This window comes from Kribbella sp. CA-293567 (assembly GCF_027627575.1).
In the GTDB taxonomy this organism is placed as follows: Bacteria; Actinomycetota; Actinomycetes; order Propionibacteriales; family Kribbellaceae; genus Kribbella.
In genome coordinates this window covers 5,058,623-5,083,686 of sequence record NZ_CP114065.1, presented here as the reverse complement: position 1 = coordinate 5,083,686, position 25,064 = coordinate 5,058,623, and the positions used below count along the sequence as shown (strand labels likewise).

The following is a 25,064-nucleotide window of genomic DNA, read 5'->3' as shown; positions in this document are numbered from 1 at the left end:
GTCAGCTCACTCCACTAGGGTGCAGCCGGAGCAGCGGCTGCCCTGGGGCGACCGGGTCGCCCTCTTCCACCAGCCACTCGACCACGCTGCCGCCGTGCGGCGCGCGGACCTCGACCTCGTCGCGCAGGCTCTTCACGATCGCGACCACCTCGCCGGTCTCGACCGTGTCACCCGGCTCGCGGGCGATCTGGCCCTCGCGGGTGAACGTGCCCTTCATCGGTGCCACCAGCAGCCGCCAGGTCGGCGAGGCGTTGATGTCCGACGGGCTGCCGTGCTTGTCCACGAACGCGCGGGCGTCGTCGAGCTGGTCCGGCGTCTTGAGCGCGAACACCTCGACACCCTTCAGCGCGCGCCGGGCGATCCCGGTCAGGGTGCCGGCCGGGGTCATCTCCAGGATGCCGGTGACCTGCAGGTCGGCCATCGTCTGCATGCACAGGTCCCAGCGGACCGGTGAGTTGACCTGCTGGACCAGCCGGCGCAGGACGTCGCGGCCGTCGTGCACGATCTGACCGTCACGGTTCGAGATCAGCCGGGTGCGGGGATCGTGCGTGGTGATCGAGCGGGCGTAGCCGCCGAGCGTCTGGACGGCCGGCTCCATGTGCCTGGTGTGGAAAGCGCCGGCCACCGACAGCGGGATCAGCCGGGTCTTGGCCGGCGGGTCGGCCTGCAAAGCGGCAAGCTCCTCGACGGTGCCGGCGGCGACGATCTGGCCGGGGCCGTTGTCGTTGGCGGCGGTCAGTCCGTACTGCTCCAGCTTGGCCAGGATCTCTTCGCGGTCTCCCCCGAGCACCGCGGTCATCGAGGTCGGAGTCAGCGCGGACGCGGCGGCCATCGCCTTGCCCCGCTCACGCACCAGCACCATCGCCTGCTCGCCGGTGATCACGCCGGCGCCGACGGCGGCCGCGATCTCGCCGACGCTGTGGCCGGCCAGCGCGCCGATCTTCTCGAAGGCGTCACCGGGGTGCGGGAACAGCGCCAGCGCGGACAGCATGCTGGCCGCGACCAGCAGCGGCTGCGCGATCGCGGTGTCGCGGATGGTCTCCGCGTCGGCCTTGGTGCCGTAGTGGGCGAGGTCGAGGCCGGCGACCGCGGACAGCCAGTTCAGCCGGTTCTCGAAGACTGGGTCCGCCAGCCACGGCTCGAGGAATCCTGGGGTCTGAGCGCCCTGTCCGGGCGCGGCGATGACGAGCACGATGACAACTCTCCCTGAGTACCGCGGTCCGTGGTGCGCCAAGCAGCACGAATTCTACCCGCAGGACTTTGGAGGGTTCCTACAAAAGCGACGATCCCGGCCCCGGATTGAGCAGGCGCCCGAGGGCCAGTGCGACACCGAGCGTGAAAGCGTCGCGGGGATTCGACGGCGAGTAGCCCGTGAGATCGCCCACACGCTTCAACCTGTACCGGACGGTATTGGCGTGGATGAACATCGCCCGGGCCGTCGCCTCGATCGAGCCACCCGAGTCCAGGTAGGCCGTGACGGTGTCGAGCAGCACTCCGTCGCCCATCGTGAGCGGACCGTAGACGTCGGTGGCCAGTTGACGACGGGCATGGCCGTCGCCGGACAGCGATCGCTCGGGCAGAAGTTCATCCGCTTGAACCGGTCGCGGGGCCCCTGGCCAGGCCGGGGCGGCGCGCAGTCCGGCGACCGCCGCGCGGGCACTGGTGACGGCCGACATCAGGTCCTTCACCACCGGCCCGACGACGATCGGACCGGGCCCGAACCAGCCGCTCAGCTTTTGTACGATCTCGACAGGTTTGCTCGTACCACCGAGTACCACCACCAGCCGGTCGCCCTGCATCGCGCACAGGGCGTCGGCACCGGCCTCACGAGCCGCGTGCCGGACGGCGTCGGCCACGTTGGCGCTGCCGGACTCCGTCTCGAGGGCCCGCCCGACCACCACGGCGACCTCCGAAGAGGTGCCGCCCGTCGTGCTGGTGCCGGTCCAGCCGAGGGCGGAGGCGCGGGACCGGACGGACTCGTCGGCCTCACCGCGGATCACCGAGTCGACCACGAGCGCTTCCAGCCGGGCGTCCCAGGCGCCGCGCATCTCGGCGGCCTGGGCGTAGATGGTGGCGGCGGCGAACGCGACCTCCCGCGCATAGCGCTGCATCGACTCCCGCACCGCCGGTACGTCGTCGGCCGGCAACAGGTCGCCGATGGTGTGCTCGATCATCTCGATCGTGGTCCGGAGCAGGTCCACGGTCTGGTGCAGCGAGATCACCCGGGTGAACTCGCGCGGCGCCGAGCCGAACATCCGGGTCGGCATCGACGCGTGCACCTCGGGATCGCGGAACCAGTCGACGAACGCCGTGATCCCGGACTGGGCGACCAGGCCGATCCAGGAGCGGTCCTGCGCGGACAGCTGGCCGAACCAGGGCAGCTTCTCGTCCATCGCGGCGGTCGCGGCCGTCGCGAGCGCGCCGGTCGCGGCCTGCAGACGCTCCGCCCTTGCCTCGTGCGCCTTGAGTTCCCGCTTGGTCACCACGTTCCGACCTTACAGAGGGTGGCGACGCCGACGGCCGGTTGCTTACTGCAGGAGGAACGGAAGCTTCGCGAACCGCTCGGCCATCCGGCGGTGAGTGGCGTTGTCAGGATGCAGCTGATCGGGGAGCGGGAGTTCGGCGAAGTCCGCCTCGCCGTACAGGTCGCGGCCGTCGAGGTAGCTGAGGTTCGGGTCGGTTTTCGCCCTGGCCTCGGTGATGGCTGCCAGCTCCTGCCGGATCCAGTTGAGAGTGAGCTTGCCCGGCTGGCCGGGATCGCCGGTGGCACGGAACTGCACCTTGCCGTCACTGAAGTCCGGTACGCCGGGACCGGGGGTGTCCTCGTGGATCGGGCAGTGGATGGACGAGATGACCAGCAGCGGCGTGGTCGGGTGACCGTCGCGGATGGTGTCCAGGAAACCGTGCACGGCCGGACCGAACGCGCGTTGGTGCAACAGGTCGAGGTTGACCAGGTTGATGCCGAGTTTGACGCTGATCAGGTCGGCGGGCAGGTCGCGCATCGTGCGGGCCGTGAACGGATCCAGCAGCGCGCCCCCGCCGAAGCCGAGGTTGGTCAGCTCGACGCCGGCCTGGGCCGCGGCCAGTGCCACCCAGGTCTGGGTGGGGCTGTCGGCGTTGGAGCCGTGGCTGATCGAGCTGCCGTGGTGCAGCCAGAGCTTGCGCTGCCGTCCGGTGACCTGCTCGACCGGCGCGTCGGTGCGCAGGGCAACCAGCTCGGTGCGCTCGCGATGCGGGAGCCAGATCTCCACGTCCTTGGCGCCCGGCCGGAGGCCGGTGAAGCCGACGGTGGCCGGCCGGCCCGGGACGAAGTCGGTCGAACCGTTCATCAGGTCGATGGTCAGGACGTTGCCGCCGGACGCGGTGGCTTGTGCCGTGAGCCGGCCGTCGACGAGCAGGTCGTACACGCCGTCGGCGCCCGCCGGCGCACCGGCGTACAGGACCTTGGTGGGGAGTACGTCGAGCTCGATCGCGGTGGCGGCCGTGCGGAAGGCGATCCGTACGCCGGACGGTTGCGCCTCGGCCATCGCGAGCTGGCCGTCGCTGGTCTGGGCGCGGGCCCAGGCAGGCAGACGATGCGGCAGTACGCCGTTCGAAGTGGTCTCCAGTTCGACCGCTCCTCGGACGAGTCGCTGGTCGATCGGGGTGGTTGTCCATGAAGTCATAGGTAGTATCCTAGAGGTACTAGGCAAACAAGTTTCCGAGGAGCCCGATGCCACGCGTGGGAATCACCGCCGACCGACTGACCCGGGCGGCGGCCGAGCTGGCCGACGAGATCGGCTTCGGCAACGTCACGGTCTCCGCCCTGGCCCGCCAGTTCGGGGTGAAGGACGCGAGCCTCTACTCGCACATCAAGAACGCTCGCGACCTGCGGGCCAGAGTCGCCGCTTTCGCCCTGACCGAGCTGGCCGACCTGGTGGCCGCCGCCATGGCCGGCCGGGCGGGCAAGGACGCGCTCCTCGCCTTCGCCAACTCCTACCGCGACTACGCCAAACAGCACCCCGGCCGGTACGCCGCCATGCAGCAGGACCTGGACGCCGACGGCCCGGCCGCCGCTCCCGCTCGCCGTCACGCCGACCTGACCCGCTCGATCCTGCACGCCTACGAGTTGTCGCCGAACGCCCAGATCGACGCTATCCGCCTGCTCGGCGCCACCATGCACGGCTACATCACTCTCGAACTGACCGGCTCCTTCCGCCACACCCCTCGTTCCGCCGACGTCTCCTGGTCCGCGGCCCTCGCCGCGCTCCACACGACCCTCGCCAACTGGCCGGAGTGAGCAGAGCCGGGTTGTCGGTGGGACGCGGCATGATGGGGGGATGAGTGATCGGGCGGGTGTCGAGGCCGCGGTGGAGGCCTTGCGGAAGATCGGGTACTTCCTCGAGCGGGAGCGCCAGCCGACCCATCGGGTGAAGGCGTACCGGCGTGCGGCGGACACGATCGAGGCATTGCCGGCAGCCGAGGTGCGGGCCCGCCGCCGGGCCGGGACGCTGACCGAACTGGCGGGCATCGGGCCGAAGACCGAGGCCGTCATCGTCGAGGCGATGGACGGCGAGACCCCGTCGTACCTGGTGAAGCTGGAGGCGGCGGTCGAGGAGCTGACCGAGGCCGGTGCGGGAACGGCGCTGCGGGCCGAGCTGAAGGCCGATCTGCACCTGCACTCGGACTGGTCGGACGGCGGCAGCCCGATCGAGGAGATGGCGCGGACGGCGGCCGCGCTGGGACATCAGTACATTGCGCTCACCGACCACTCGCCGCGGCTGACGGTCGCCAACGGGCTGTCCCGCGAGCGGCGGCTGCAGCAACTGGACGTCGTCGCGGAGTTGAACAAGAAGCTCGCCGACGAACTCCACGGGTTCACGATCCTGAACGGGATCGAGGTCGACATCCTGGACGACGGCTCGCTCGACTGCGACGTGGAGATCCTCGCCCGCCTCGACGTGGTGGTGGCCAGCGTGCACTCCAAGCTCCGGATGGAGTCCGAGGCGATGACCGAGCGGATGGTGCGCGCGATCGCCAACCCGCACGTCGACGTACTCGGGCACTGCACCGGGCGCCTGATCACCGGCGGCCGCGGCACCCGGCCGGAGTCGCAGTTCGACGCCGAGGTCGTGTTCGAGGCCTGCCGGCAGTTCGGGACCGCGGTCGAGATCAACTCCCGCCCCGAACGCCTCGACCCACCTCGCCGGCTGCTCTCCCTGGCGGCGGAGACCGGCTGCGTCTTCTCCATCGACACCGACGCCCACGCGCCCGGCCAGCTCGACTGGCAGATCTACGGCTGCGAACGAGCCGAGGAGTGCGAGGTCCCCGCGGACCGGGTGATCAACACCTGGTCGTCCGAAGCCCTCCGCGAGTGGACCGCCTCCTGATCCCCTCGGAACGGCCGCCGGCTGCCGGCCGGCGAAGGGCCGAGGCGATACTCGGAGGATGAGCAATCTGGAGCGGGACCCGGCCGAAGACGTCTGCGGTGGCGAAGGTGCCGAGACTCCGGTGCTGGAACTGCTGGAGGCTCGTGAGGTCGTGCTCGGGCGGACGACCAAGGTCCGGCGGTTGCTGCCGAGCAAGAACCGGCGGATGGTCGGCGCCTGGTGTTTCGTCGACCACTACGGGCCGGACGACCTGAGCGCCTGCGTCGACTCGTACGACGGACCGGGGGAGCGCGGCATGCTGGTGCCGCCGCATCCGCACATCGGCCTGCAGACGGTGAGCTGGTTGTTCGAGGGCGAGATCGAGCATCGCGACAGTGCCGGGTCGCACGCGATGGTTCGGCCGGGTGAGCTCAACATCATGACCGCCGGCAACGGCATCGCGCACTCCGAGGTCTCGCTGCCCGACGGTCCGCCGACGCTGCACGGCGCCCAGCTCTGGGTCGCGCTGCCCGACTCGCACCGGACGTCGGTAGCTCCGCACTTCACCACGTACGCCGAGCTGCCGACGCTCGACCTCGACGGCGCCCGCGCCACCGTCATGATCGGCACCGTCGCCGGCGTCACCTCACCGGCCGAGTCGTACACGCCCCTGGTCGGCGCCGACCTCCAGCTCGACGCCGGCCGGACCATCACCCTCCCGCTCACCCCAGCCTTCGAGTACGCCGTACTGGTGGTCGCCGGATCCCTCACCCTCGGCGGCCAGACCACCGGCTTCGGGCAGATGCTCTACCTCGGTGCCGGCCGCGAGTCCATCGACCTCAGCTCCGCGGACGGCACCCGCTTCCTCCTGCTGGGCGGCGAGCCGTTCGAGGAATCACTCGTCATGTGGTGGAACTTCATTGGCCGCACCCACGAGGAGGTCGTTGCCGCTCGCAACGACTAGATGGCGTCGATCGCTGCCGCCGGCACGAACTGCTTCCCCACCGTCCCCGGCTACGACGGCGATCCCCTTCCCGCGCCGTCTCTGCCCGGCACCAGGCTGAAACCCCGCCCGCGCTCCCGCTAGCCCCGGACGTACAGCACGCCAACCGCGCCGGCGGTAATACGCCCAGGTCAGCACCAGCAGCGCCGGTCCCCACAGGTTCAGCGGCGCGTAGCAGCTGATCATCAGCACCGCCGCGGCGTCGCTGGAGAACGGCAGGAACTCGCCGGTGAAGACGTCCCGGAAGCCGTAGGTCCAGATCGCGATCAGCGACAGCGCGCCCAGCGTCGCGGGCACGATCGCGGCGTACGGCGCGACCCGACGCCCACCCAGCCAAGGGATCCAGCGCGGCACCACTTCGCCCCACGGCTTCACGAGACCGAACGCGGTCAACGCGACCGCCTCGGCGAACAAGCTCAGGCAAACGACGTACAGCGACTCACCGAAGCCCTGCAACTGCAACGGCCGGCCTTGCTCGTCGACCATGCCCATCGACGATCCGGCCACCAGCCCCAGTCGCCAGAGGCCCGACGGCAAGGTCAGCAGTGGAATCAGATGCGCCAGCCGGTAGGCCCACGGCGGTACGGGATGCTCGGTCATGGCATCGAGCATCCCGCCGTACGGCGTACTGGGTCCTCACCCGGCCAGGGGATTCAACTCCCTCGCCGGAGGGGTCAGTCGCGGGCGTCCGCGTGGCGGCGGATCCAGGGAGCCAGGAAGTACAGCACCACGGCGAAGGCCACGGTGACGATCGCGAGTCCACCGAAGTACGACGTGTCCGACGCGCCTTCGGTCGCCTGGACCAACTGGGCCGTGATCGCCTGGCCGGCCGCCGGAGCCAGGAACCACAGCGCCATCATCTGGCTGTTGAACGCCTTCGGGGCCAGCAAGGTCGTCGCGGCCAGGCCGACGGGGGAGAGGAACAACTCGCCGAGGGTCTGGATGACGTAGACGACGACCAGCCACAGCGGCGACGCCAGAGCCTCACCGGCGACCGAAGAAGCCAGCGCCATCACCGCGAACGAGAGGCCCGCGAGCAGCAGGCCGGTCGCGAACTTCTGCCCGATGCTCGGCCCGCGATCACCGAGCCTGATCCAGATCACCGCGAAGACCGGTGCCAGCACGATGATGCTGAACGGGTTGACCGACGCGAAGAACTCCGGCGTGATGCCGACCCCGAACACGCTCAGCTCGGTCCGCTGGGCGGCGAAGGTGGTGAGCGTGGTCGCGGCCTGCTCGAAGACCATGAAGAACAGCATCGCGGCGATGAACAGCGGGATGTACGCGCGCACCCGGCGACGCTCGACCGGCGTCACCAGCGGGCTGCGCAGCAGCATGGTGAAGTACGCGATCGGCGCCAGGAAGCACAGGTAGGAGATCGCGTCGACGACCGGCTTCGGGCCGATCCCGCCGGACGCCCAGGCCGACAGGGCGAAGACGACGGCCAGCACGGCGAGGACGGCGACGGTGATCTTGACCATCGCCGGCCGGTCCTCGGCGGTGAGCGGGTTCGGCGGGGTGTCGCCGCGGCCCTGCAGCGTCCGCCGGCCGAGCACGTAGGCGATCAAAGCCAGCGTCATCCCCACCGCGGCGGCGGCGAAGGCGACGTGGAAGCCGAACTCGCGGCGCAGGAAGCCGACCACGAACGGCGCGCTGAACGAACCGATGTTGATGCCCATGTAGAAGATCGAGAACGCCGAGTCGCGGCGGGTGTCGTCCTTCTCGTACAGGTTGCCGACCATCGTCGACACGTTCGGCTTCAGCAGACCGGTGCCGAGGGCAACCAGCGCGATGCCGGCGTAGGCCAGGCCGTCGGCCGGGATCGCCAGCGCGAGGTGGCCGGCCACGATCACGCTGCCGCCGTACAGGACGGTCCGGCGGGCACCGACGACCCGGTCGGCGAACCAGCCGCCGAGCACGGAGAGCAGGTAGACCGACGCGCCGTAGATCGAGACGACCGCCTCGCCGAGCGACTGGCCGAGCCCCAGACCGTGCGCCTGGTCGGTCAGGTACAGCAACAGGATCGCGCGCATCCCGTAGTAGCTGAACCGCTCCCACAGTTCGGTCGTGAAAAGCGTCATCAACCCCCGCGGGTGCCCGAAGAACTGCTTCTCCCCGACCGCCTGCTGTTGCGTTCCCGACACGCTCGGCTACTCCCTGTCACTCGAAAAGGTTCCACCCGACCGTAGTCGGTTGCTCATCGCAACGATCACCCGGGGGACCGTCCGTCCTCCGGCACAACGCGAAGAGCCGCCCGACCGGGAGGGTCGGACGGCTCATCGGGTGTTGCTGGGTGCAGGCTAGGCGCCGGCGCCTTCCTGCTTGACTCCGGCCACCGCGGTCGGGTCGTCGATCCGGTACTTGCGGGCCGCCTCGGCGGCGACCTCGCGCTTCACGTCACCGCGCTTGGCCAGGATCTCCAGCGTGGCGACGACGATGGACTCGGCGTCGACGTGGAAGTGGCGGCGGGCGGCGGCGCGGGTGTCGGCCAGGCCCCAGCCGTCGGTGCCCAGCGACGTGTAGTCGTTCGGCACCCAGCGGGAGATCTGGTCCTGCACCGCGCGCATGAAGTCGCTGACCGCGACGACGGGGCCCTTGGTGTCCTTCAGCTGCTTGGTGACGAACGGGACCTTCTCGTCCTCGTCCGGGTGCAGCAGGTTGTACTCCTCCGCCGCGATCGCGTCGCGCCGCAGTTCGTTCCACGACGTCACCGACCAGATGTCGGCGGCGACCGAGTACTCCTCGGCGAGGATCTTCTGCGCCTTGCGGATCCACGGCAGCGCGACACCCGAGCCGAGCAGCTGCACGCGCGGTACGTCGTCGCCCGAGGCCGTCTGGTACTCCTCGAAGCGGTACATGCCCTTGAGCAGGGCCGCGACGTCGAGATCCTTCGGCTCGGCCGGCTGCGCGACCGGCTCGTTGTAGACGGTGAGGTAGTAGAAGACGTCCTCCCCATACGGATACTGGACGGCGTGTTCCCCTGGTTTGTAGCCGTACATCCGGCGCAGGCCGTCCTTGACGATGTGCGCGACCTCGTAGGCGAACGCGGGGTCGTAGTGCACGGCCGCCGGGTTCGACGATGCGAGCAGCGGCGAGTGACCGTCGGCGTGCTGCAGACCCTCACCGGTCAGCGTCGTGCGGCCCGCGGTGGCGCCGACCACGAAGCCGCGGCCGAGCTGGTCGCCGAGCGCCCAGAGCTGGTCGCCGGTGCGCTGGAACCCGAACATCGAGTAGAAGATGTAGAACGGGATCATCGGCTCGCCGTGCGTGGCGTACGCCGTACCGGCCGCGATCATCGAGCCCATCGCGCCGGCCTCGGAGATGCCCTCGTGCAGCAGCTGGCCCTTGTCCGACTCCTTGTAGGCCAGCAGCAGCGCGCGGTCGACCGCCTCGTACTGCTGCCCGTGCGGCGAGTAGATCTTCGCCGTCGGGAACATCGAGTCCATCCCGAAGGTGCGGTACTCGTCGGGGGCGATCGGCACGATCCGGTGCCCGATCTCCGGGTCCTTCATCAGGTCGCGGAAGAGCCGGACGAGCGCCTGGGTGGTCGCCACCGGCGTCTTGTCGCTGCCCTTGCTCAGTGGCTTGTAGACGTCGTCACCAGGCAGCTTCAGCGTCTTCGGCTTGACCCGCCGCTCGGGCAGGAAGCCACCGAGCTGCGAGCGCCGCTCCATCATGTACTGGTACTCCGGCGAGTCCTTGCCGGGGTGGAAGTACGGCGGGTTGTAGGCGTCCTCGAGGTCCTTGTCCTCGATCGGCAGGTAGAGCCGGTCGCGGAAGGTCTTCAGGTCGCCGGAGGTGAGCTTCTTCATCTGGTGGGTCGCGTTGCGGCCCTCCAGCGAGTCGATCGTCCAGCCCTTGACCGTCTGGGCCAGGATGACGGTCGGCTGCCCGACGTGCTCCTTGGCGCTCTTGAAGGCCGCGTAGACCTTGCGGTAGTCGTGCCCACCGCGGGGGAGCTTGCGCAGGTCCTCGTCGGACAGGTTCTTGACCATCTGGGTGAGCCGCTGGTCACCGCCGAAGAAGTTGTTCCGGATGTACTCGCCGGACTCGACGGCGTACGTCTGGAACTGGCCGTCCGGGGTGGTGTTCATCTTGTTCACCAGCGCGCCGTCGTGGTCCTGCGCCAGCAGCGCGTCCCACTCGCGGCCCCAGACCACCTTGATGACGTTCCAGCCGGCGCCGCGGAAGAACGCCTCCAGCTCCTGGATCACCTTGCCGTTGCCGCGGACGGGACCGTCCAGCTGCTGCAGGTTGCAGTTGATCACGAAGGTGAGGTTGTCGAGCTCCTCGCGGGCGGCCAGGCCGATCGCGCCGAGCGACTCCGGCTCACCCATCTCGCCGTCACCGAGGAACGTCCAGACGTGCTGGTCGGAGGTGTCCTTGATGCCGCGGTGGTGCAGGTACCGGTTGAAGCGCGCCTGGTAGATCGAGTCCAGCGCGGCCAGACCCATGGAGACCGTCGGGTACTCCCAGAAGTCCGGCATCAGCCGCGGGTGCGGGTACGACGACAGGCCCTGGTGCGGGCCGCGGGAGACCTCCTGGCGGAAGCCGTCCAGTTGGTCGGTGGTCAACCGGCCTTCGAGGAAGGCCCGGGCGTACATGCCGGGGGAGGCGTGGCCCTGGATGAAGACCTGGTCGCCCCCACCGGGCGCGTCCTTGCCCCGGAAGAAGTGGTTGAAGCCGACCTCGTACAGGCTGGCCGCCGACTGGTAGGTGGCGATGTGGCCGCCGACCTCCAGGCCCTTGCGGTTGGCCTTGCTCACCATCACCGCGGCGTTCCACCGGATGAAGGCCCGGATCCGCCGCTCGATGTGCTCGTCACCGGGGAACCACGGCTCGCGCTCGGGCGGGATCGAGTTGATGTAGTCCGTGCTCCGCAGCGCGGGCACACCGACCTGGCGCTCCCGGGCTCGCTCGATCAGCTTGAGCATCAGGTAGCGCGCTCGCGCCTTGCCGCGTTCGTCCAGCACCGCGTCGAGCGACTCGACCCATTCCCGAGTCTCGTCGGGGTCGATGTCGGGGAGCTGGGTGGGCATCCCCTCGGTGATGATGGCTGGTGGTTCGTGTCCGGAAGCCACGGGTGTCCTGCCTGTCTGTCTAGTCGGTACTACTCCAGTGCTGAGTTGTCGGAGCACTGGTAATCCTGTCACCTGACCGGAATGCGTTCTACTTCGCATCCACAACCTCGCCCGATCTCGCCTGATTCGGCCGGTTCCACCGGACACGCGACCTGTCCGGCATGCGGATACCGGACACGTCACGGAACCCTCGTGCATACTTGCGCGACGCGGTAGGCCACGATGGACTACTGCTACTGACGCCTACCCCCGGCTACCGGGGACGACGGAGGAGGACACGTGAGCGCGACCGCGGACCACGCGGACGGCAAGAGCGGCGAGCCGAACATGGCGAGCCGGCTCGGCTTCGAGAGCGGCACGGTCGTGCTGGAGCTCGGCTACGACGACGACTGTGACGACGCCTTCCGCGACGCCATCGTGGAACTGACCGGCGAGGAGTTCACCGGCGACGATCCGGACGACGCGGTGGACGTCGTCCTGCTCTGGTTCCGTGACGACGACGGAGACCTGGTCGACGCCCTGTTCGAGACCCTGACCGATCTGAAGGCCGGCGGCGCCGTCTGGCTGATGACGCCCAAGGTGGGTCGCGAGGGCTATGTCGACGCGGCCGACGTCGCCGAGGCGGCACCGACCGCGGGAATGTCGACCACCAGCAGCCTGAGCGTCACCGACGACTGGTCGGCGACGAAGTTGGTGCTGCCGAAGTCGCCCAAGGTCAGACGGTGAGCTTGGCGGCAGGAACAGGTCGGTGACTGGCGTCGTCCCCAGGGTCGGCAGCCAGGCACCGGACTTCTCCGCGCGTAACCAGCACGGCGAGCAGGTCCGGCTCTCGCAGTACCGGGACCGGCGGGACGTGGTGCTGGTGTTCTACCCGTATGCCTTCAGCAGGGTGTGCACGAGTGAACTCGGCGCGCTCCGCGACCGGCCCGAACTGCTGGCCGGCGCGGAGTTCGTGGGGATCTCCTGCGACCCGATGTTCACCCTGCGCGCGTACTCCGAGGCGGAGCGGCTCGAGTTCGGGCTGCTCAGCGACTTCTGGCCGCACGGCCGGATCGCGTCGGCGTACGGGGTGTTCGACGCCGAACGCGGCTGCGCGCTGCGCGGTACGTTCGTGATCGACCGGGCCGGGATCGTGCGCTGGTCGGTGGTCAACGCCGTTCCGGAGGCCCGGGACCCGGACGCGTACGCCGAGGCCCTGGCAGGTCTTCGGCCCGATCTCGGATAGACTCCTCGCTCCGCCTTCCCGAGGCGGCAAGAGGGCGCTTAGCTCAGCGGTAGAGCGCTTCCCTTACAAGGAAGATGTCGGGGGTTCGATCCCCTCAGCGCCCACCTCCCACCCCTCGACGGCGACCGGTTCGCCCGTCGGCACAGGCCGGTTCGCCGCCCGTCCGCGACACGCTGGAACGGCTCGCGAATTTCTTTACAGTCAGCTGCCGGATCTGCTTCGGCCAGGTCACATTTCGGCTGGTAAGGTTCCCGTTCGTCGGTAGGTCGATGACGCACCGGGGCCGTCCGGTCACCGTCGTCTTCGTGCGGCCGGCAACGGGGCAATCTGTCGATGTCAGCGAGACGGGCCTGCCCTGAGCCCGGCTCCGTCCAGTGGGGGAGGCGTGTGTCCGTGGGTCCCCGACTGGGCTCTGTCACCTCCGCCGCCCGCCGGTCGCGTAGTACGGGGCTGATGCGATGAGGAACGGTATGGACCGGCCGGCGATCAGTATCGGACCCGCGCTGATGATCCCGGCGGGCTATCCGCGCGATCTGCCCAGCGCGCTGCTGCGCGCCGCCCGCGACTTCGGGACGGCGGGCGTCGTCGAGATCGGCCCCGACGGCCGCGAGACCCGGCTGGACTTCCCGACACTGCTGGAGCTCGCCGCGCGCATCCTCGCCGGGCTGCGCGCGAACGGCGTACGGGCGGGTGATCCCGCGGTCGTGCACTGCACCGAGCCGGTGGGGTTCTTCGCCGCGTTCTGGGCCTGCACGCTGGGCGGCATCCGCCCGCTGCTGATGTCGCCGTCGCCGGAGGGGGACACCACCGAGGAGGGCCGCGAGCGGCTCCGCAAGGTCACCGACCTGCTCGGCTGGACGGTGCTGATCGGGCGGCCCTCCGATCTGCCCAACGACCTCGGCCTGCCGGTTCTCGATCCGGACGCGCTGGCCGGCCACGAGCCGACCACGGAGTTCCACCGGCCCGCCGCCGACGACGTCGCGGTCCTGATGATGACGTCGGGATCCAGCACCGGTACGCCGAAGATCATCCAGCTCACGCATCGCGGACTGGTCGAGTTCGCCGCCGGTACGCCGGCCATGCTGCCGGTCCGCCCGGGGCAGACGACGCTCAACTGGTTGCCGCTGGACCACAGCGGCTCGTTCCTGCTCTACCACCTGCTCCCGGTCTTCACCGGCTGCACCAACATCCATGTGGCCACCGACTGGGTGCTGGCCGACCCGCTGCGCTGGCTCGACCTGATGGACCAGCACCGGGTGAACCACTCCTGGGCGCCGAACTTCGGCTACCGCCTGGCCGGCGCGGCCATCGCCGGTGAGCCCGACCGGCACTGGGACCTGTCGGCCCTGCGCAGCCTGGTGAGCGGCGGCGAGCAGATCACCGTGCCGGTGGTGAGCGAGTTCCTGCGCCTGACGAACCGGTTCGGCGTCGTACCCGAGACCTTCGTCGCGGCCTGGGGGATGACCGAGACGGTCACCGGCATCACCTTCGGGCGACCGGGCCTCACGCCCAACGTGCACCGCGTACGGGTTTCGCAGACCGGTGTCGTCGAGTGGGTCGACCAACGAACCACCACCGGCAAGGTCGCCGTCGCCCGCCCGGGCAAGGGACGCACCGACGCGCCCGGCGTACTGAGCCTGGTGTCGGTGGGAGCACCCGCCCCCGGAGCGACCGTGCGGATCGTCGGCCCGAACGGCGCAGTACTGCCGGAGGGCCGGATCGGGCAGCTGCAGATCGCCTCCGCCCGGGTCACGCCGGGATATCTGGGGAATCCAGAGGCCGACAAGGCCGCCTTCCCTGCCGGGAACTGGCCGGCGCGGAAGTGGCTGGCGACCGGCGACCAGGGCTTCATCTCCGGCGGGCAGGTGGTGATCACCGGCCGCGACAGCGAGCGGATCATCCTCAACGGACAGACCTACTACGCGCACGAGCTCGAGGCAGTCGCCGCCACCGCGCCGGGCGCCGTACCCGGACTGGTAGCCGCCTGCGGCGTCGCCGACGCCGCCCTGGGCACCGAACGCCTCCTGGTCTTCTACGCGCTCACGTCGGACGCCGCCGAAGGCGTCGACGAAGCAATCCGCTCCGCCCTCCGCGGCCGCCTCGGCCTGGACGCTCGCGTGGTCGGCGTACCGCGCCGCCATTTCCCCACCACCCCCGGCGGCAAGATCCTCCGCCCCCTCCTCAAACAACGCTGGCTCGACAACACCCTCGAAACAGCCCCCGGCCCGTACGCGACACCCCCCTCCCCGTACGGCGACCCCGTCCGCCCCGGCACCTTCGCGGCCCGCACCCCGAACTTCGAAGAAGACGCCAGCGAACAAACCACCGAACTCCCGATCGTCCGCCTCGCCTGGCGCCGAAACCTCCAAGACTCCATCCCCCACCCGCCTTCGCGCCCGACCCTGGGCGCAAACCGCCCAGCGGGCCCGCTGGGTGGTCCTGCGGAGTCCGAGCCTGGGTCGGATGCGCTGGGTGGTGCTGCGGAGTCCGAGGCTGGTGCGGGTGCGCTGGGTGGTGCTGCGGAGTCTGATGCGCTGGCTCGGCCTGAGGTAAATGGGCCGGCAGAGTCCGCTGAGCCTGGGGTAGATGCGTTGGGCGGTGCTGCCGAGTCCGAGTCCGAGTCAGATGCGCCTGCCCAACCTGCGGCAGATGCGTTGGCGGCTGCCGCCACGTCCGATGCGGGTACGTCCGCTTCTGAGCCTAAGTCGGAAGCGCTTACCAAGCCTGCCGAGTCGAATGCGCTGGCCAGTCCTGCGAACTCCGAGCCTGCCGGGTCGGCTCGTGCTGATGCTGCGGATCCTGTGCCTGCTGGTGCTGCGGAGTTCAAGCCCGCTGCGTCGGCCGGTGCTGCTAAGCCCGAGTCGGATGCTCCCGCCGTTCCGACTGAGACCCAGCCAGACGCGTCGCCCGTTCCTGCTGCGCCTAAGCCAGACGCGCCAACCGACGACTCCAAGCCGACTACGGAGCCGCAATCCAGCGAGATCGCACCGCCAGCTGACGAGAACCCGCTCTCCGGCGAGAGCGCTCTGCCTGTTGACGAGAAGCCGCTGTCGGGCGAGAGCGCCCTGCCTGTTGACGAGAAGCCGCTGTCCGGCGAGAGCGCTCTGCCTGTTGACGAGAAGCCGCTGTCCGGTCAGAGCGCGTCGCCAGTTGACGAGAAGTCGCAGCCAAGCGACAGCAAGCCGCCGCTTGGCGAGAAGCCGATCTCCGGTCAGAAGTCAGCCGCGCCGACGGCCAGCAAGCAGCTCCCCGCCGAGCCCCGCACCAACCCCGTGGACACCACCGCCGTTGAAGCCGCTGCCCTGGACGTCGCCGAGCCGGCCACAGGCGAGCAAGCTGCAACCGACCTGACCGCCGCTCCCGAAGCGTCCGAGAAGCAAACCACTGCCGCCTCGCAGGCAGCCGACGAGGTCGACGAACCGTCGGTCGACGAGAAAGCCTCCGCCGAGCCAGAGTCCGCCGCACCGACCGCCGAGAAGCAGCCCGCGACCCCGCAGGCAACCACCTCGCCGACAATCACCGACCCGCAGCCCGCCGACGCACCGCAGGCCGCGGTACCGCCGGCCGACGAACTCACCGCATTGTCGGTCAACGACAACTCGGCCGAGCCAGAGATCGCCGCGCCTACCGCCGACGAGCAGCCCGCGCCTACCGCCGATGAACTGCCCGCGGCTACGTCCGGCGAACAGCCCGCGGCTCCGCAGGCCAGCACCTCGCCGTCTGCAGACGAGACGACTCCGGTGGACGAAGACGCCGCCGCCGAGACCCACGCCGCATCAGCCAGCGGCGAGACACCCGCCGCAGCGGCGACCGCCGAGACACCGGCCATGTCGGCGACGGCGACCGCCGAAACATCCGCCGTGTCGGCGACCGCCGAAACATCCGCCGTGTCGGCGACCGCCGAAACACCCGCCGCATCGGCCAGCAGCGAGACATCCGCGGCGTCGGTCACCGGCAAGGCAGCTGCCGTGTTGGCGATCGCCGAGACACCGGCCGCATCAGCCAGCGGCGAGACATCCGCGGCGTCGACCAGCGCCGAGACACCTGCCGTCCCGGCGACCGGCACCTCGATCGCCGCCGAGGCACCCGTCGCATCGGCGACCGCCGATATGCCTGCCGCGCCGACGCACGACGACTTCACCGCAGATGAGTCGACCGCGGCCAGCGCGCCGGCCGGTGACAGTCCGGGCGAGAAGCTGGCAACCGCCGTACCGCTCGACGACGAACAACCAACCACACAGCTGCCCGCCACGGCGTCGATTGTGGACGGCGACGCGCCCGCCGACTCGGTTGACGCGGCGTCCGCCAGTAAGACGCCTGCCGCTGACGATGAGGTCGCCGGCAAGTCTCCTCTTGCGGCCAGTGACAGCGAGCCGACCGCCGACGAGCCGACTGCGGACGACCCGGCTGTCGACGTACCGGTTGATGACGAACATGCTATCGACCGGCCGCCCGCCACCGACTCTGCTGAGGACGATGAAGCGTCCGCCGGGCCGGCTGCTGACGCGGTGGCTTCGAGTACTGCACCTGCTGTACACGGCGACGCGGGTGACAAGCCTGCTGATGCGAAAGATGTTGCCGATCCGATCGCCGACGAGACGGTTGCCGACGTACCGGTTGGTGTCGGTGGTGCCGACGAGTCGGCTGCGGCGTCTGCTGAAGACGAAGACGTCCCCGCCGGGTCAGTTGACGCGGCGGTCGCCAGTACTGAGCCTGCCGCTGATGACGAGGCAGGCGATAAGTCTGTTGATGGTGGCGAATCGCCGACGGAGAAGTCGGCTGACGATGTACCAGTTGATGACGAGCACGCCTCCGAGGAAAAGGCCGCTGCAGACGGAGACGTGCCAGCCGCGGCGGTTGCCGACGGGGCGTCCGCTGGTACGGCGTCTGTCGTCAAGGGGCAGGTTGACGATCAACCTGATGCCGACGACGATTCCGCTACGGAGAAGTCGGCTGCTGAGGCGCACGACAACGAGCGCAATGAATCTGTTGTCGCGGTTGATGATGACGAGCCGGCTGCGGAAACAGCAGTTCTCGAGGTACCGGCTAGTGGCGAGCATGTCGAGGACGAGTCGTCCGCCGCGGAGTCTGCTGTTGATGACGACGCGCAGTCGGTTGCCGGCGCGACGGATGGTGGCGAGCAAACGTCCAGCGAATCTGTTGGTGCGACCGACGATGATGAGCAGACTGCCGCGAAGCTGACCGCCGGCGTACCGGCTGATGAAAGCGCCAGCGACCAGCCGTCCCTTGCCGATCAGGGCGAGTCCGCCAAGGTGTTTGCTGAGCAGTCTGCTGTTGAGCTTGATCAAGAGACGCCTCAATTGCCTGCCGTTCGGCTACGCGACGAGGCGCCTGCAGATGAGGCTGAGGAGTCCGCTGGCGAGGTAGCGGCTGCAGAGGTTGAGGACGAGTCTGCTGAGCAACCCGACGCCGCAGCGATTGTTGCCAAGGGCAACCAGCTCACAAACGACCCGAAGACAAAGCCTGTCGCACCAGTAGTGCGGGTGGTCGAGGACCCAACCGCGAACGAGCAGCAACCAGCTGCGAAGAAAGCACCAGCAGCCGCGCGGGCGGGCGGGGAGAAGAAGCAGAAGCCTGCGAAGTCGGTCGTTGTCGAGCCGGTGGCTGTGGTCGGACTTGCTGGGCGGTTCCCAGGTGCGGCGTCGGTCGACGAGTTCTGGGAAAACCTGCTCGGGGGTGTGGAGAGCGTTCGGCGGTTCTCCGACGAGGAACTGCGGGAGGCCGGGGGCGGCGAGGCGTTCGGCGAGGAAGAGCTGGTCGCTGTCAGCGGGGCGCTGGACGACGTCGAGTTGTTCGATGCCGCGTTCTTCGGGCTCAGTGATCGTGAGGCTGAGCTGACCGATCCCGCGCAGCGGCTTTTCCTGCAGGTTTGCCAGCAGGCTCTCGAGCACGGCGGGTACGCCGGTGCGACCGGGCGGATCGGCATCTTCGCCGGGTCCGGCATGAACCTCTACACCCAGCACAACACGCCGCCGGACTACCTCGCCACGCGCGTCGCCTACCGCCTCGGACTGACCGGGCCCGCGATCGGCGTACAGGCTGCGTGGTCTTCCTCGCTGGTCGCGGTTCACCTTGCCTGTCAGGCGTTGCGCAGCGGCGATGCCGACCTCGCGCTCGCGGGCGCCGCCGCCGTACACGTGCCTCAGGCAACGGCCTATCACGCCAGCGCGCGCTCGATCCTGTCGCCGACCGGTCACATCCGTGCCTTCGACGCGTACGCCGACGGCACCGTGGGCGGCAACGGTGTCGCGGCCGTGCTGCTCAAGCGGCTCGACCAGGCGATCGCCGACGGCGACACCGTGTACGCCGTGATCAAGGGCTCCGCGGTCACCAACGACGGCGGTCCCGCGGGGCAGGTCGAGTTGGTCGAACGCGCGCTGGAGAAGGCCGGCGTACCGGCCGAATCGCTCAGCTATGTCGAGGCCAACGCGACCGGTACGGCGGCCGACGACGCCATCGAGTTCCGCGCTCTGAGCAGCGCATTGCGCAAGCACACCGACCGGGTCGCGTTCTGCACGATCGGTTCGGTCAAGCCCAACATCGGCCATCTCGACAGCGCCGCGGGGATGGCCGGGCTGATCAAGACCGTGCTGATGCTGCAGCACCGCACGCTCGTCCCGACGATCAACTACCGCAAGCCCAACCCTGAGCTCGGCGCCGCCGGCAGCCCGTTCGTGATCGGTACCGAGGTCCGCGACTGGGAAGCCGGTACGCCGTTGCGCGCCGGCGTCAGCGCGCTCGATGCCAAGGGCACCAGTGCGCACGTGATCCTGGAAGAGGCGCCGCGGCAGATCCGGCGCGGCGAGGACGGCCCGGTCGTACTGCCGATCTCGGCGCCGGACCCAGCCGCGCTCGCCGACCTGGCCGAGCTGTTCCGCGTCGAGCTCGAGGACGGTACCGGTCAGCGCCTGATCGACATCGCCGGTACGGCGGCGATCGGCCGCCCGGCGCATCGGCATCGCATCGCCGTCGCGGGTTCCTCCGAGACGGAGCTGGCCGAGGCGCTGGAGGCTGCGGTCACCGCCGAGGTACCGCGCGGAGGACCGGGCCCGCTCGGCTTCGCGTTCACCGGCCAGGGCGCGGCCCGCCGCGGGATGGCTGCCGGTCTGGCGGTCCGGTTCCCGGTGTTCCGTGCCGTGCTCGACGAGTGCGACAAGGTCTACGAGGAGGAGTTCGGCGGCAGCCTGCTCGAACTGCTCCTGACACCGGCCGGTTCCGACGGCGTCTGGCCGACGGAGACCGCGCAGCCTGCGTTGTTCGCGTTCGAGTTGGCGCTCGCGCGGCTGTGGCAGTCGTTCGGAGTACAGCCTGCGTTGGTGGTTGGGCACAGCGTCGGTGAGTACGCCGCTCTGTGCGTGGCCGGCGCGTTGTCCTTGGCCGACGGCGTGAAACTGACCGCGCAGCGCGGAGTACTGATGCAGCGTGGGACCGCGCCGGGCGCGATGGTCGCCGTCCGGGCGGATGCCGACCGGGTCCGCGAACTGGCCCAGACGCCGGGCGTGGAGATTGCCGCCGGCAACGGTCCGCAGTCCTTCGTGCTGACCGGGTCCGAGGTGATCGTCGGGCAACTGGCCGAGCAACTCGACCGGCTGGAGCTGAAGTGGCAGCGGCTGGACGTCGACCGCGCCTTCCACAGCTCGCTGGTCGATCCGATCCTGGCCGACTTCGCGAAGATCGTTGCCGGGATCAAGCTCAAGCCGCTGCGGATGCCGATGGTGTCGAGCTGGTCGGGGGAGTTGCTGGAGAGCGGCACTGCGCTCGCCGGCGACTATCTGGTCGGGCAGTTGCGCCAGCCGGTGTTGTTCGGTGACGCCGTCGAGGCGCTGACGGCGGCCGGCTGCAGGCGCTTCCTGGAGCTCGGGCCGGACGCGGTACTGAGTCCGGCCGGCCGACGGATCGCGCCGAACAGCACCTGGATCCCGACCCAGCGCCTCGGGCAGGACCCGGTCCTGGCGACGATGAACGGCCTGGCCGAGCTGTACGAGCAGGGCACCGAGATCGTCTGGGCGAAGGTCTACCCCGAGAGCGGCCGGGTGCCGCTGCCGACGTACCCGTTCCGTCGCGTGCACCACCCGGTCGACGCCTCGGGACGGCCGGTCACGCTCCCACAGCCGCCGGCGGTCGAGGAGCGTTCGATCGAGCGAAGCGGGGCGGCGCTCAAGCGCATCCCACTCGACCCACCGGCGTCGAACGGCGTCGTGGTGCCGTCGGTCGAGGAGATCGAGACGCACGACCTGTCGCCGTTCGCGATCCCGGCCGACGACGACCGCCGCGCCCCGGCGGTGGAGCCGATCGCGGTGGAGCCGATCGCAGTAGAGCCGGCCGTCAAGTCGGGTACTGCGGAGCGGGATGCCGCCGAGTCGGGTGTCGCCAAGGTGGGTGCTGCGGAGGCGGATGTCGTCGAGCCGGGTACTGCGGAGGCGGATGCCGTCGAGCCGGGTACTGCGGAGCGGGATGCCGCCGAGTTGGGCGTCGCCGAGGTGGGTGCTGCGGAGCGCGATGCGGGCGAGCCGGATGGCGCCATGCGGGGTGCTGCCGGGGCGGTTGGCGCCAAGTTCGGCGTCGCCAAGACGGGTATCGCGAAGCGCGATGCGGCCGAGTTGCGCATCGCCGAGGTGGGTGCTGCAGAGCGCGGTGCGGGCGAGCCGGATGCTGTCATGCGGGGTGCTGCCGGGGCGGGTGCCGCCAAGTTCGGTGTCGCCAAGACGGGTATCGCGGAGGGTGATGCGGCCGAAGCGGATGCTGTCATGCGGGGTGCTGCCGGGGCGGTTGCCGCCAAGGTTGGTAGCGCCAAGGTGGATAGGGCTGGGCGGGAAGCTGCCAGGCCGGGGGTTGCTGCGTCGGGTGCCGGCGAGCTGTTGTTGGCGAACGCCTACGTGCGGATGTTGCCGGATGCCGTCCAGACACGATCTGGCGCTCTCGCCACGCCTGCGGTTGAGGCGGCGGCTCCGGTTGGTCCCGCGCCTGAATTCGACCGCGAACCATCAGTTCCGGCCTCCCGAGTCGTAGCCGGGTCTGAAGCTGAACCCGCTGCCGAAACCGACGCCACGCCTCCAGCCGACGCAGTTGGAGCCGACGCCGCGACGACGCTTGAAGCCGACGCCGCGTCCACGTCTGGAGCCGACTCCGCGCCTGCAGCCGAGACCACGTCCCAAGCCGACGTCGCGCCTGCAACTGCAGCCGCGACCACGCTGAAAGCCGACGCCGCGTCCACGCCTGAAGCCGACTCCACGCCTGCAGTTGCCGCCGCACCTGCAGCCGCGACCGCCAGCCCGTCTGCAGCCGCGACCGCCACCGCGTCTGAAGCAGAAACCCCGGTCTCCGCGGCTGACCTCTATCGCCAGTCCCTCGAGGTCGTGCTCGATCTGACCGGCGAACAGCTCGGCCTCGACCCGTACGACCTGACCGTGGACCACACGTTCGTCGAGCTCGGCGCGGACTCGTTGTCGATGCTGCGGGTGGTTGAGGAGGTCGGGCAGCGGTTCCAGGTCGAGTTGGCGGTCAGCGAACTCTTCGACGAACTGAACACCCCGCACAAACTCGCCTCGGCAGTTGCCTCGCGCAACCAGCCGGGGGACGACGAGGTCGACCCGCTCGACCTGCTCCGCGCGGCAGGCGAGCCGCCCAGGACGGTCGAGAACGCCGACCCACGCGCGGCGCTGGCTGTGCTTGGTTCGGGTCTGGCCGAGCTGGCGGCGAAGGTTGATGCCGCGGCCGCCGCGACGAGCGAGGCGGAGCTGCCTGGTTCGGGGATGGCCGCGTTGATGTCGCAGCAGTTGCGGGTCGCCGGGCAGTTGGTCGACGGCGTCACCAGGCTGATGCACGAGCAGCTCGCTCTGCTGAACGAGACCGCGCGGAAGCTCGACCGCACCCCGGTACAGCCGGTTCCGGCCGCCAAGCAACCGCGCGAGGAAGACAAGGCCGAGGCCGAGAAAGTCAAGCGGGTCAGGGATCTGGCGTACTGGCAGTCCATCCTCGACGGCGCCCAGCCGCTCGTCCTCCCGACCGACCGCCCTCGTCCGGCCGGCGACGACGTCATCGCGACCGTCACCCACGAGCTCGACTCGGCGCTCGGCGACGCGGTCTTCGCCTTCAGCCGCGACCGCCGGGTCAGCCCGCTGATGACGATGCTGGCCGGCGTCGGCACCGTGCTCGGCCGGTTCGCCGCTCAGGAGGACATCACCATCGGTACGGCGGCCCTGCGCCGCCCCGACGACACCACTCCGCAGCCCGCCCTTCCGCTCCGCCTCGACCTCTCCGGCGAGCCCGACCTCGGCGATCTGGCCCAGCGCGTGCGCGAGACCACCACGATCGCCGTCGACCACTCGACCGCCGATCTCGCGTCGCTCGAACGGAACCCGCTCTTCCAGGTGCTGGTCGAGTTCGAGGCCGGCGACGACGACCTCCCGCCCGGACTCGACCTCCGCTTCCGTCTCGCGTACCACGGCGGCGGCATCACCTGTACTGCGGACTACCGCGCGGGCCTCTTCGACGAACTGACCATCAAGCGCCTGCTGGCCTACATCGAAGCCGTCCTGCGCCGTGCGATCGACGACCCCCGTCTGCCGCTGCCTGAGCTGATGCTGCCGATCGAGGACGACCAGAAGATCCTGGCCGACTTCGAAGGCATGGCGGCACCGACCGGCCCGGTCGGACGATCCCGCCGGGACGCGGTGGTCGCGGGCGAGCTCAGCGGCCTGCACACCCTTTTCGAGCAGCAGGTCGCCAGGACGCCCGACGCGGTCGCGCTGATCCACGGCGAGCGAGAGATCACGTACGGCGAACTCGACCGCCGCTCCAATGCAGTCGCCTGGCAACTGGTGGATCTCGGCGTGAAGCCCGGCCAGCTGGTCGCCGTACGGGTGGCGCGTGGCGCTGAGCTGGTGGTCGCAGTACTGGCCGTGCTGAAGTCAGGCGCTGCCTACCTGCCGCTGGACCCCGGCGTACCGGAGTCGCGGTGGTCGTTCATGACAGCGGACGCCGGCGCGGTCGCGCTGGTCGGCGACGACGCGGCGCTGGCCGACCGGCTTGGACTGCGGCTGGTTCCGGTCGCGGCTGTCGACGGCGACCTGCGGGCCAAGCAGGCTCCGCCGGTCCGGGCGGCCGCCGACGACATCGCCTACTGCATCTACACGTCCGGCTCCAACGGAAATCCCAAGGGCGTCGCCGTACCGCACCGCGGGCCGGTCAACCTGATCAGGCACTACCTGCGCACCAGGCGGTCCCTGCGAACGCTGCAGTGGACGTCGGTCGGCTTCGACGTACACATTCAGGAGATCTTCACCGCGCTGGCCTCGGGCTCGGCGCTGGTGCTGATCGGCGAGGACGACCGGTACGACCCCGACGCGGTGATCGCCGCGCTGAAGGATCACGAGGTGGAGCGGCTGTTCATGGCGTTCACGCCGTTGACCGCGTTGCTCGCGACGATGCGCAGGGTGCCCGAGCTTCCGGCCCTGCGGGAGATCGTGGCCGGGAGCGAGGCGATGGTGGTGACGCACAAGATCCGCGACTTCCTCGACGTCCATCCGGAGTGCACGCTCTACAACGAGTACGGGCCGACCGAGGCCTCCGTGGTGACCACGATCCACCAGGTCGACCCGGACGAGGACCGGCCGTCGATCGGCCGTCCGATCGACGGGGTGGTCGTCCGGCTGCTCGACGAGGCGTTGCGGCCCGTGCCGGTGGGAGCGATCGGCGAGATCCACCTCGGTGGCGTCGCTGTCGCGCAGGGCTATCTGGGGCGTCCGGACGAGACCGAGACCGCTTTCGTGAACGACCCGGCGCATCCGGGCGGCCGGCTGTACCGCAGCCGCGACCTGGGCCGCTGGCGCGCTGACGGCTCGCTCGACTACCTCGGCCGCGCTGACGACCAGGTGAAGATCCGTGGCCACCGCGTCGAGCCGGGGGAGACCGAGCACGTGCTCGCCGACCTGCCCGGCGTCATCGACGCAGTGGTGGTGGCCTGTGCCGACCCGGCCGGCGACACCTGCCTGATCGGCTATGTCGTGCTGGAGGACAGCGATCCCGCAGTACTGGCGAACCTGCTGCTGGAGCTCACCAAGGAGCTGCCGATCTACCTGGTGCCGGCCGACCTGATCCCGGTCGAGGACCTTCCGCTGGACGCCAGCGGCAAACTCGACCGCTCCCGGCTGCCCGCGCCCGAGTGGCTCAAGTGACCCCGGCGCCCCACCACACACCAAGCAGCTGATCCGAAGGCTGCTCACGCTCAGGCACGCAAAAAATGGACCGCCACCAGGTGTTGCTCAGTGGTGGCGGTCCGGGACCTCCAGGGAAGTCGGTTCTGCACCGTGTACGGGGGTTCGTGTGCCCGGCGGCTACCCTCCCGCAACCTCCGGCCTACCGTCCGCGGTGCAGAACCCGCGCTC

At 69.7% G+C, this 25,064-nt stretch carries 12 protein-coding genes and 1 tRNA gene; 7 read left to right on the top strand and 6 right to left on the bottom strand.

Features of this window, described 5'->3' with window-relative positions:
* Position 1: 1 nt before the first annotated feature.
* From OX958_RS23165 to OX958_RS23155, 3 genes are all read right to left on the bottom strand, one after another.
* Positions 2-1,192, bottom strand: a complete 1,191-nt coding sequence (locus OX958_RS23165) for an acyltransferase domain-containing protein (protein ID WP_270131315.1) — start codon at positions 1,190-1,192, stop codon at positions 2-4.
* Between the two features lie 79 nt (positions 1,193-1,271).
* Complete coding sequence (locus tag OX958_RS23160) at positions 1,272-2,486, bottom strand: PucR family transcriptional regulator (RefSeq protein ID WP_270131313.1); 1,215 nt, start codon at positions 2,484-2,486, stop codon at positions 1,272-1,274.
* Between the two features lie 42 nt (positions 2,487-2,528).
* On the bottom strand, positions 2,529-3,665 hold the full coding sequence (locus OX958_RS23155; RefSeq protein ID WP_270131311.1) for a GDSL-type esterase/lipase family protein: 1,137 nt from the start codon (positions 3,663-3,665) through the stop codon (positions 2,529-2,531).
* A 47-nt stretch (positions 3,666-3,712) separates the two neighbouring features.
* On the opposite strand from OX958_RS23155, the gene OX958_RS23150 reads away from it, so the two are divergent.
* The 3 genes from OX958_RS23150 to OX958_RS23140 are packed head-to-tail and all read left to right on the top strand — an operon-like array spanning position 3,713 to position 6,312.
* The gene (locus tag OX958_RS23150; protein ID WP_270131310.1) at positions 3,713-4,279 is read left to right on the top strand and encodes a TetR/AcrR family transcriptional regulator; all 567 of its coding nucleotides are present in this window, start codon (positions 3,713-3,715) and stop codon (positions 4,277-4,279) included.
* 40 nt (positions 4,280-4,319) lie between these two features.
* Positions 4,320-5,369, top strand: a complete 1,050-nt coding sequence (locus OX958_RS23145) for a PHP domain-containing protein (RefSeq protein WP_270131308.1) — start codon at positions 4,320-4,322, stop codon at positions 5,367-5,369.
* A gap of 58 nt (positions 5,370-5,427) precedes the next feature.
* A complete protein-coding gene (locus tag OX958_RS23140) occupies positions 5,428-6,312 on the top strand; it encodes a pirin family protein (RefSeq protein WP_270131306.1) in 885 nt (294 codons plus the stop codon).
* Here OX958_RS23140 and OX958_RS23135 read toward each other — a convergent pair.
* From OX958_RS23135 to aceE, 3 genes are all read right to left on the bottom strand, one after another.
* The gene (locus OX958_RS23135) at positions 6,244-6,951 is read right to left on the bottom strand and encodes a hypothetical protein (protein ID WP_270131305.1); all 708 of its coding nucleotides are present in this window, start codon (positions 6,949-6,951) and stop codon (positions 6,244-6,246) included. The genes OX958_RS23140 and OX958_RS23135 overlap by 69 nt on opposite strands.
* 74 nt (positions 6,952-7,025) lie before the next feature.
* Positions 7,026-8,495: a peptide MFS transporter gene (locus OX958_RS23130; RefSeq protein WP_270131303.1), complete on the bottom strand. Its 1,470-nt coding sequence runs from the start codon at positions 8,493-8,495 to the stop codon at positions 7,026-7,028.
* A 156-nt stretch (positions 8,496-8,651) separates the two neighbouring features.
* Positions 8,652-11,390: a pyruvate dehydrogenase (acetyl-transferring), homodimeric type gene (gene aceE, locus OX958_RS23125; protein ID WP_270139132.1), complete on the bottom strand. Its 2,739-nt coding sequence runs from the start codon at positions 11,388-11,390 to the stop codon at positions 8,652-8,654.
* 321 nt (positions 11,391-11,711) lie between these two features.
* On the opposite strand from aceE, the gene OX958_RS23120 reads away from it, so the two are divergent.
* The 4 genes from OX958_RS23120 to OX958_RS23105 all read left to right on the top strand — a co-directional run bounded on the left by OX958_RS23120 (position 11,712) and on the right by OX958_RS23105 (position 24,854).
* Positions 11,712-12,158, top strand: coding sequence for a DUF3052 domain-containing protein (locus OX958_RS23120; protein WP_270131301.1), 447 nt, complete (start codon positions 11,712-11,714; stop codon positions 12,156-12,158).
* Between the two features lie 22 nt (positions 12,159-12,180).
* Positions 12,181-12,657: a peroxiredoxin gene (locus OX958_RS23115; RefSeq protein WP_270131300.1), complete on the top strand. Its 477-nt coding sequence runs from the start codon at positions 12,181-12,183 to the stop codon at positions 12,655-12,657.
* 32 nt (positions 12,658-12,689) lie between these two features.
* Positions 12,690-12,761 (top strand) — tRNA-Val (locus tag OX958_RS23110).
* Positions 12,762-13,115: 354 nt separating this feature from the next.
* Positions 13,116-24,854, top strand: a complete 11,739-nt coding sequence (locus tag OX958_RS23105; RefSeq protein ID WP_270131299.1) for a non-ribosomal peptide synthetase/type I polyketide synthase — start codon at positions 13,116-13,118, stop codon at positions 24,852-24,854.
* Positions 24,855-25,064: the final 210 nt, after the last annotated feature.

Coding starts and splice junctions, on each gene's coding strand:
- OX958_RS23145 (WP_270131308.1), top strand. CDS start 4,320: ATGAGTGATCGGGCGGGTGTCGAGGCCGCGGTGGAGGCCTTGCGGAAG.
- aceE (WP_270139132.1), bottom strand. CDS start 11,390: ATGCCCACCCAGCTCCCCGACATCGACCCCGACGAGACTCGGGAATGG.
- OX958_RS23105 (WP_270131299.1), top strand. CDS start 13,116: ATGAGGAACGGTATGGACCGGCCGGCGATCAGTATCGGACCCGCGCTG.
- OX958_RS23140 (WP_270131306.1), top strand. CDS start 5,428: ATGAGCAATCTGGAGCGGGACCCGGCCGAAGACGTCTGCGGTGGCGAA.
- OX958_RS23135 (WP_270131305.1), bottom strand. CDS start 6,951: ATGACCGAGCATCCCGTACCGCCGTGGGCCTACCGGCTGGCGCATCTG.
- OX958_RS23150 (WP_270131310.1), top strand. CDS start 3,713: ATGCCACGCGTGGGAATCACCGCCGACCGACTGACCCGGGCGGCGGCC.
- OX958_RS23155 (WP_270131311.1), bottom strand. CDS start 3,665: ATGACTTCATGGACAACCACCCCGATCGACCAGCGACTCGTCCGAGGA.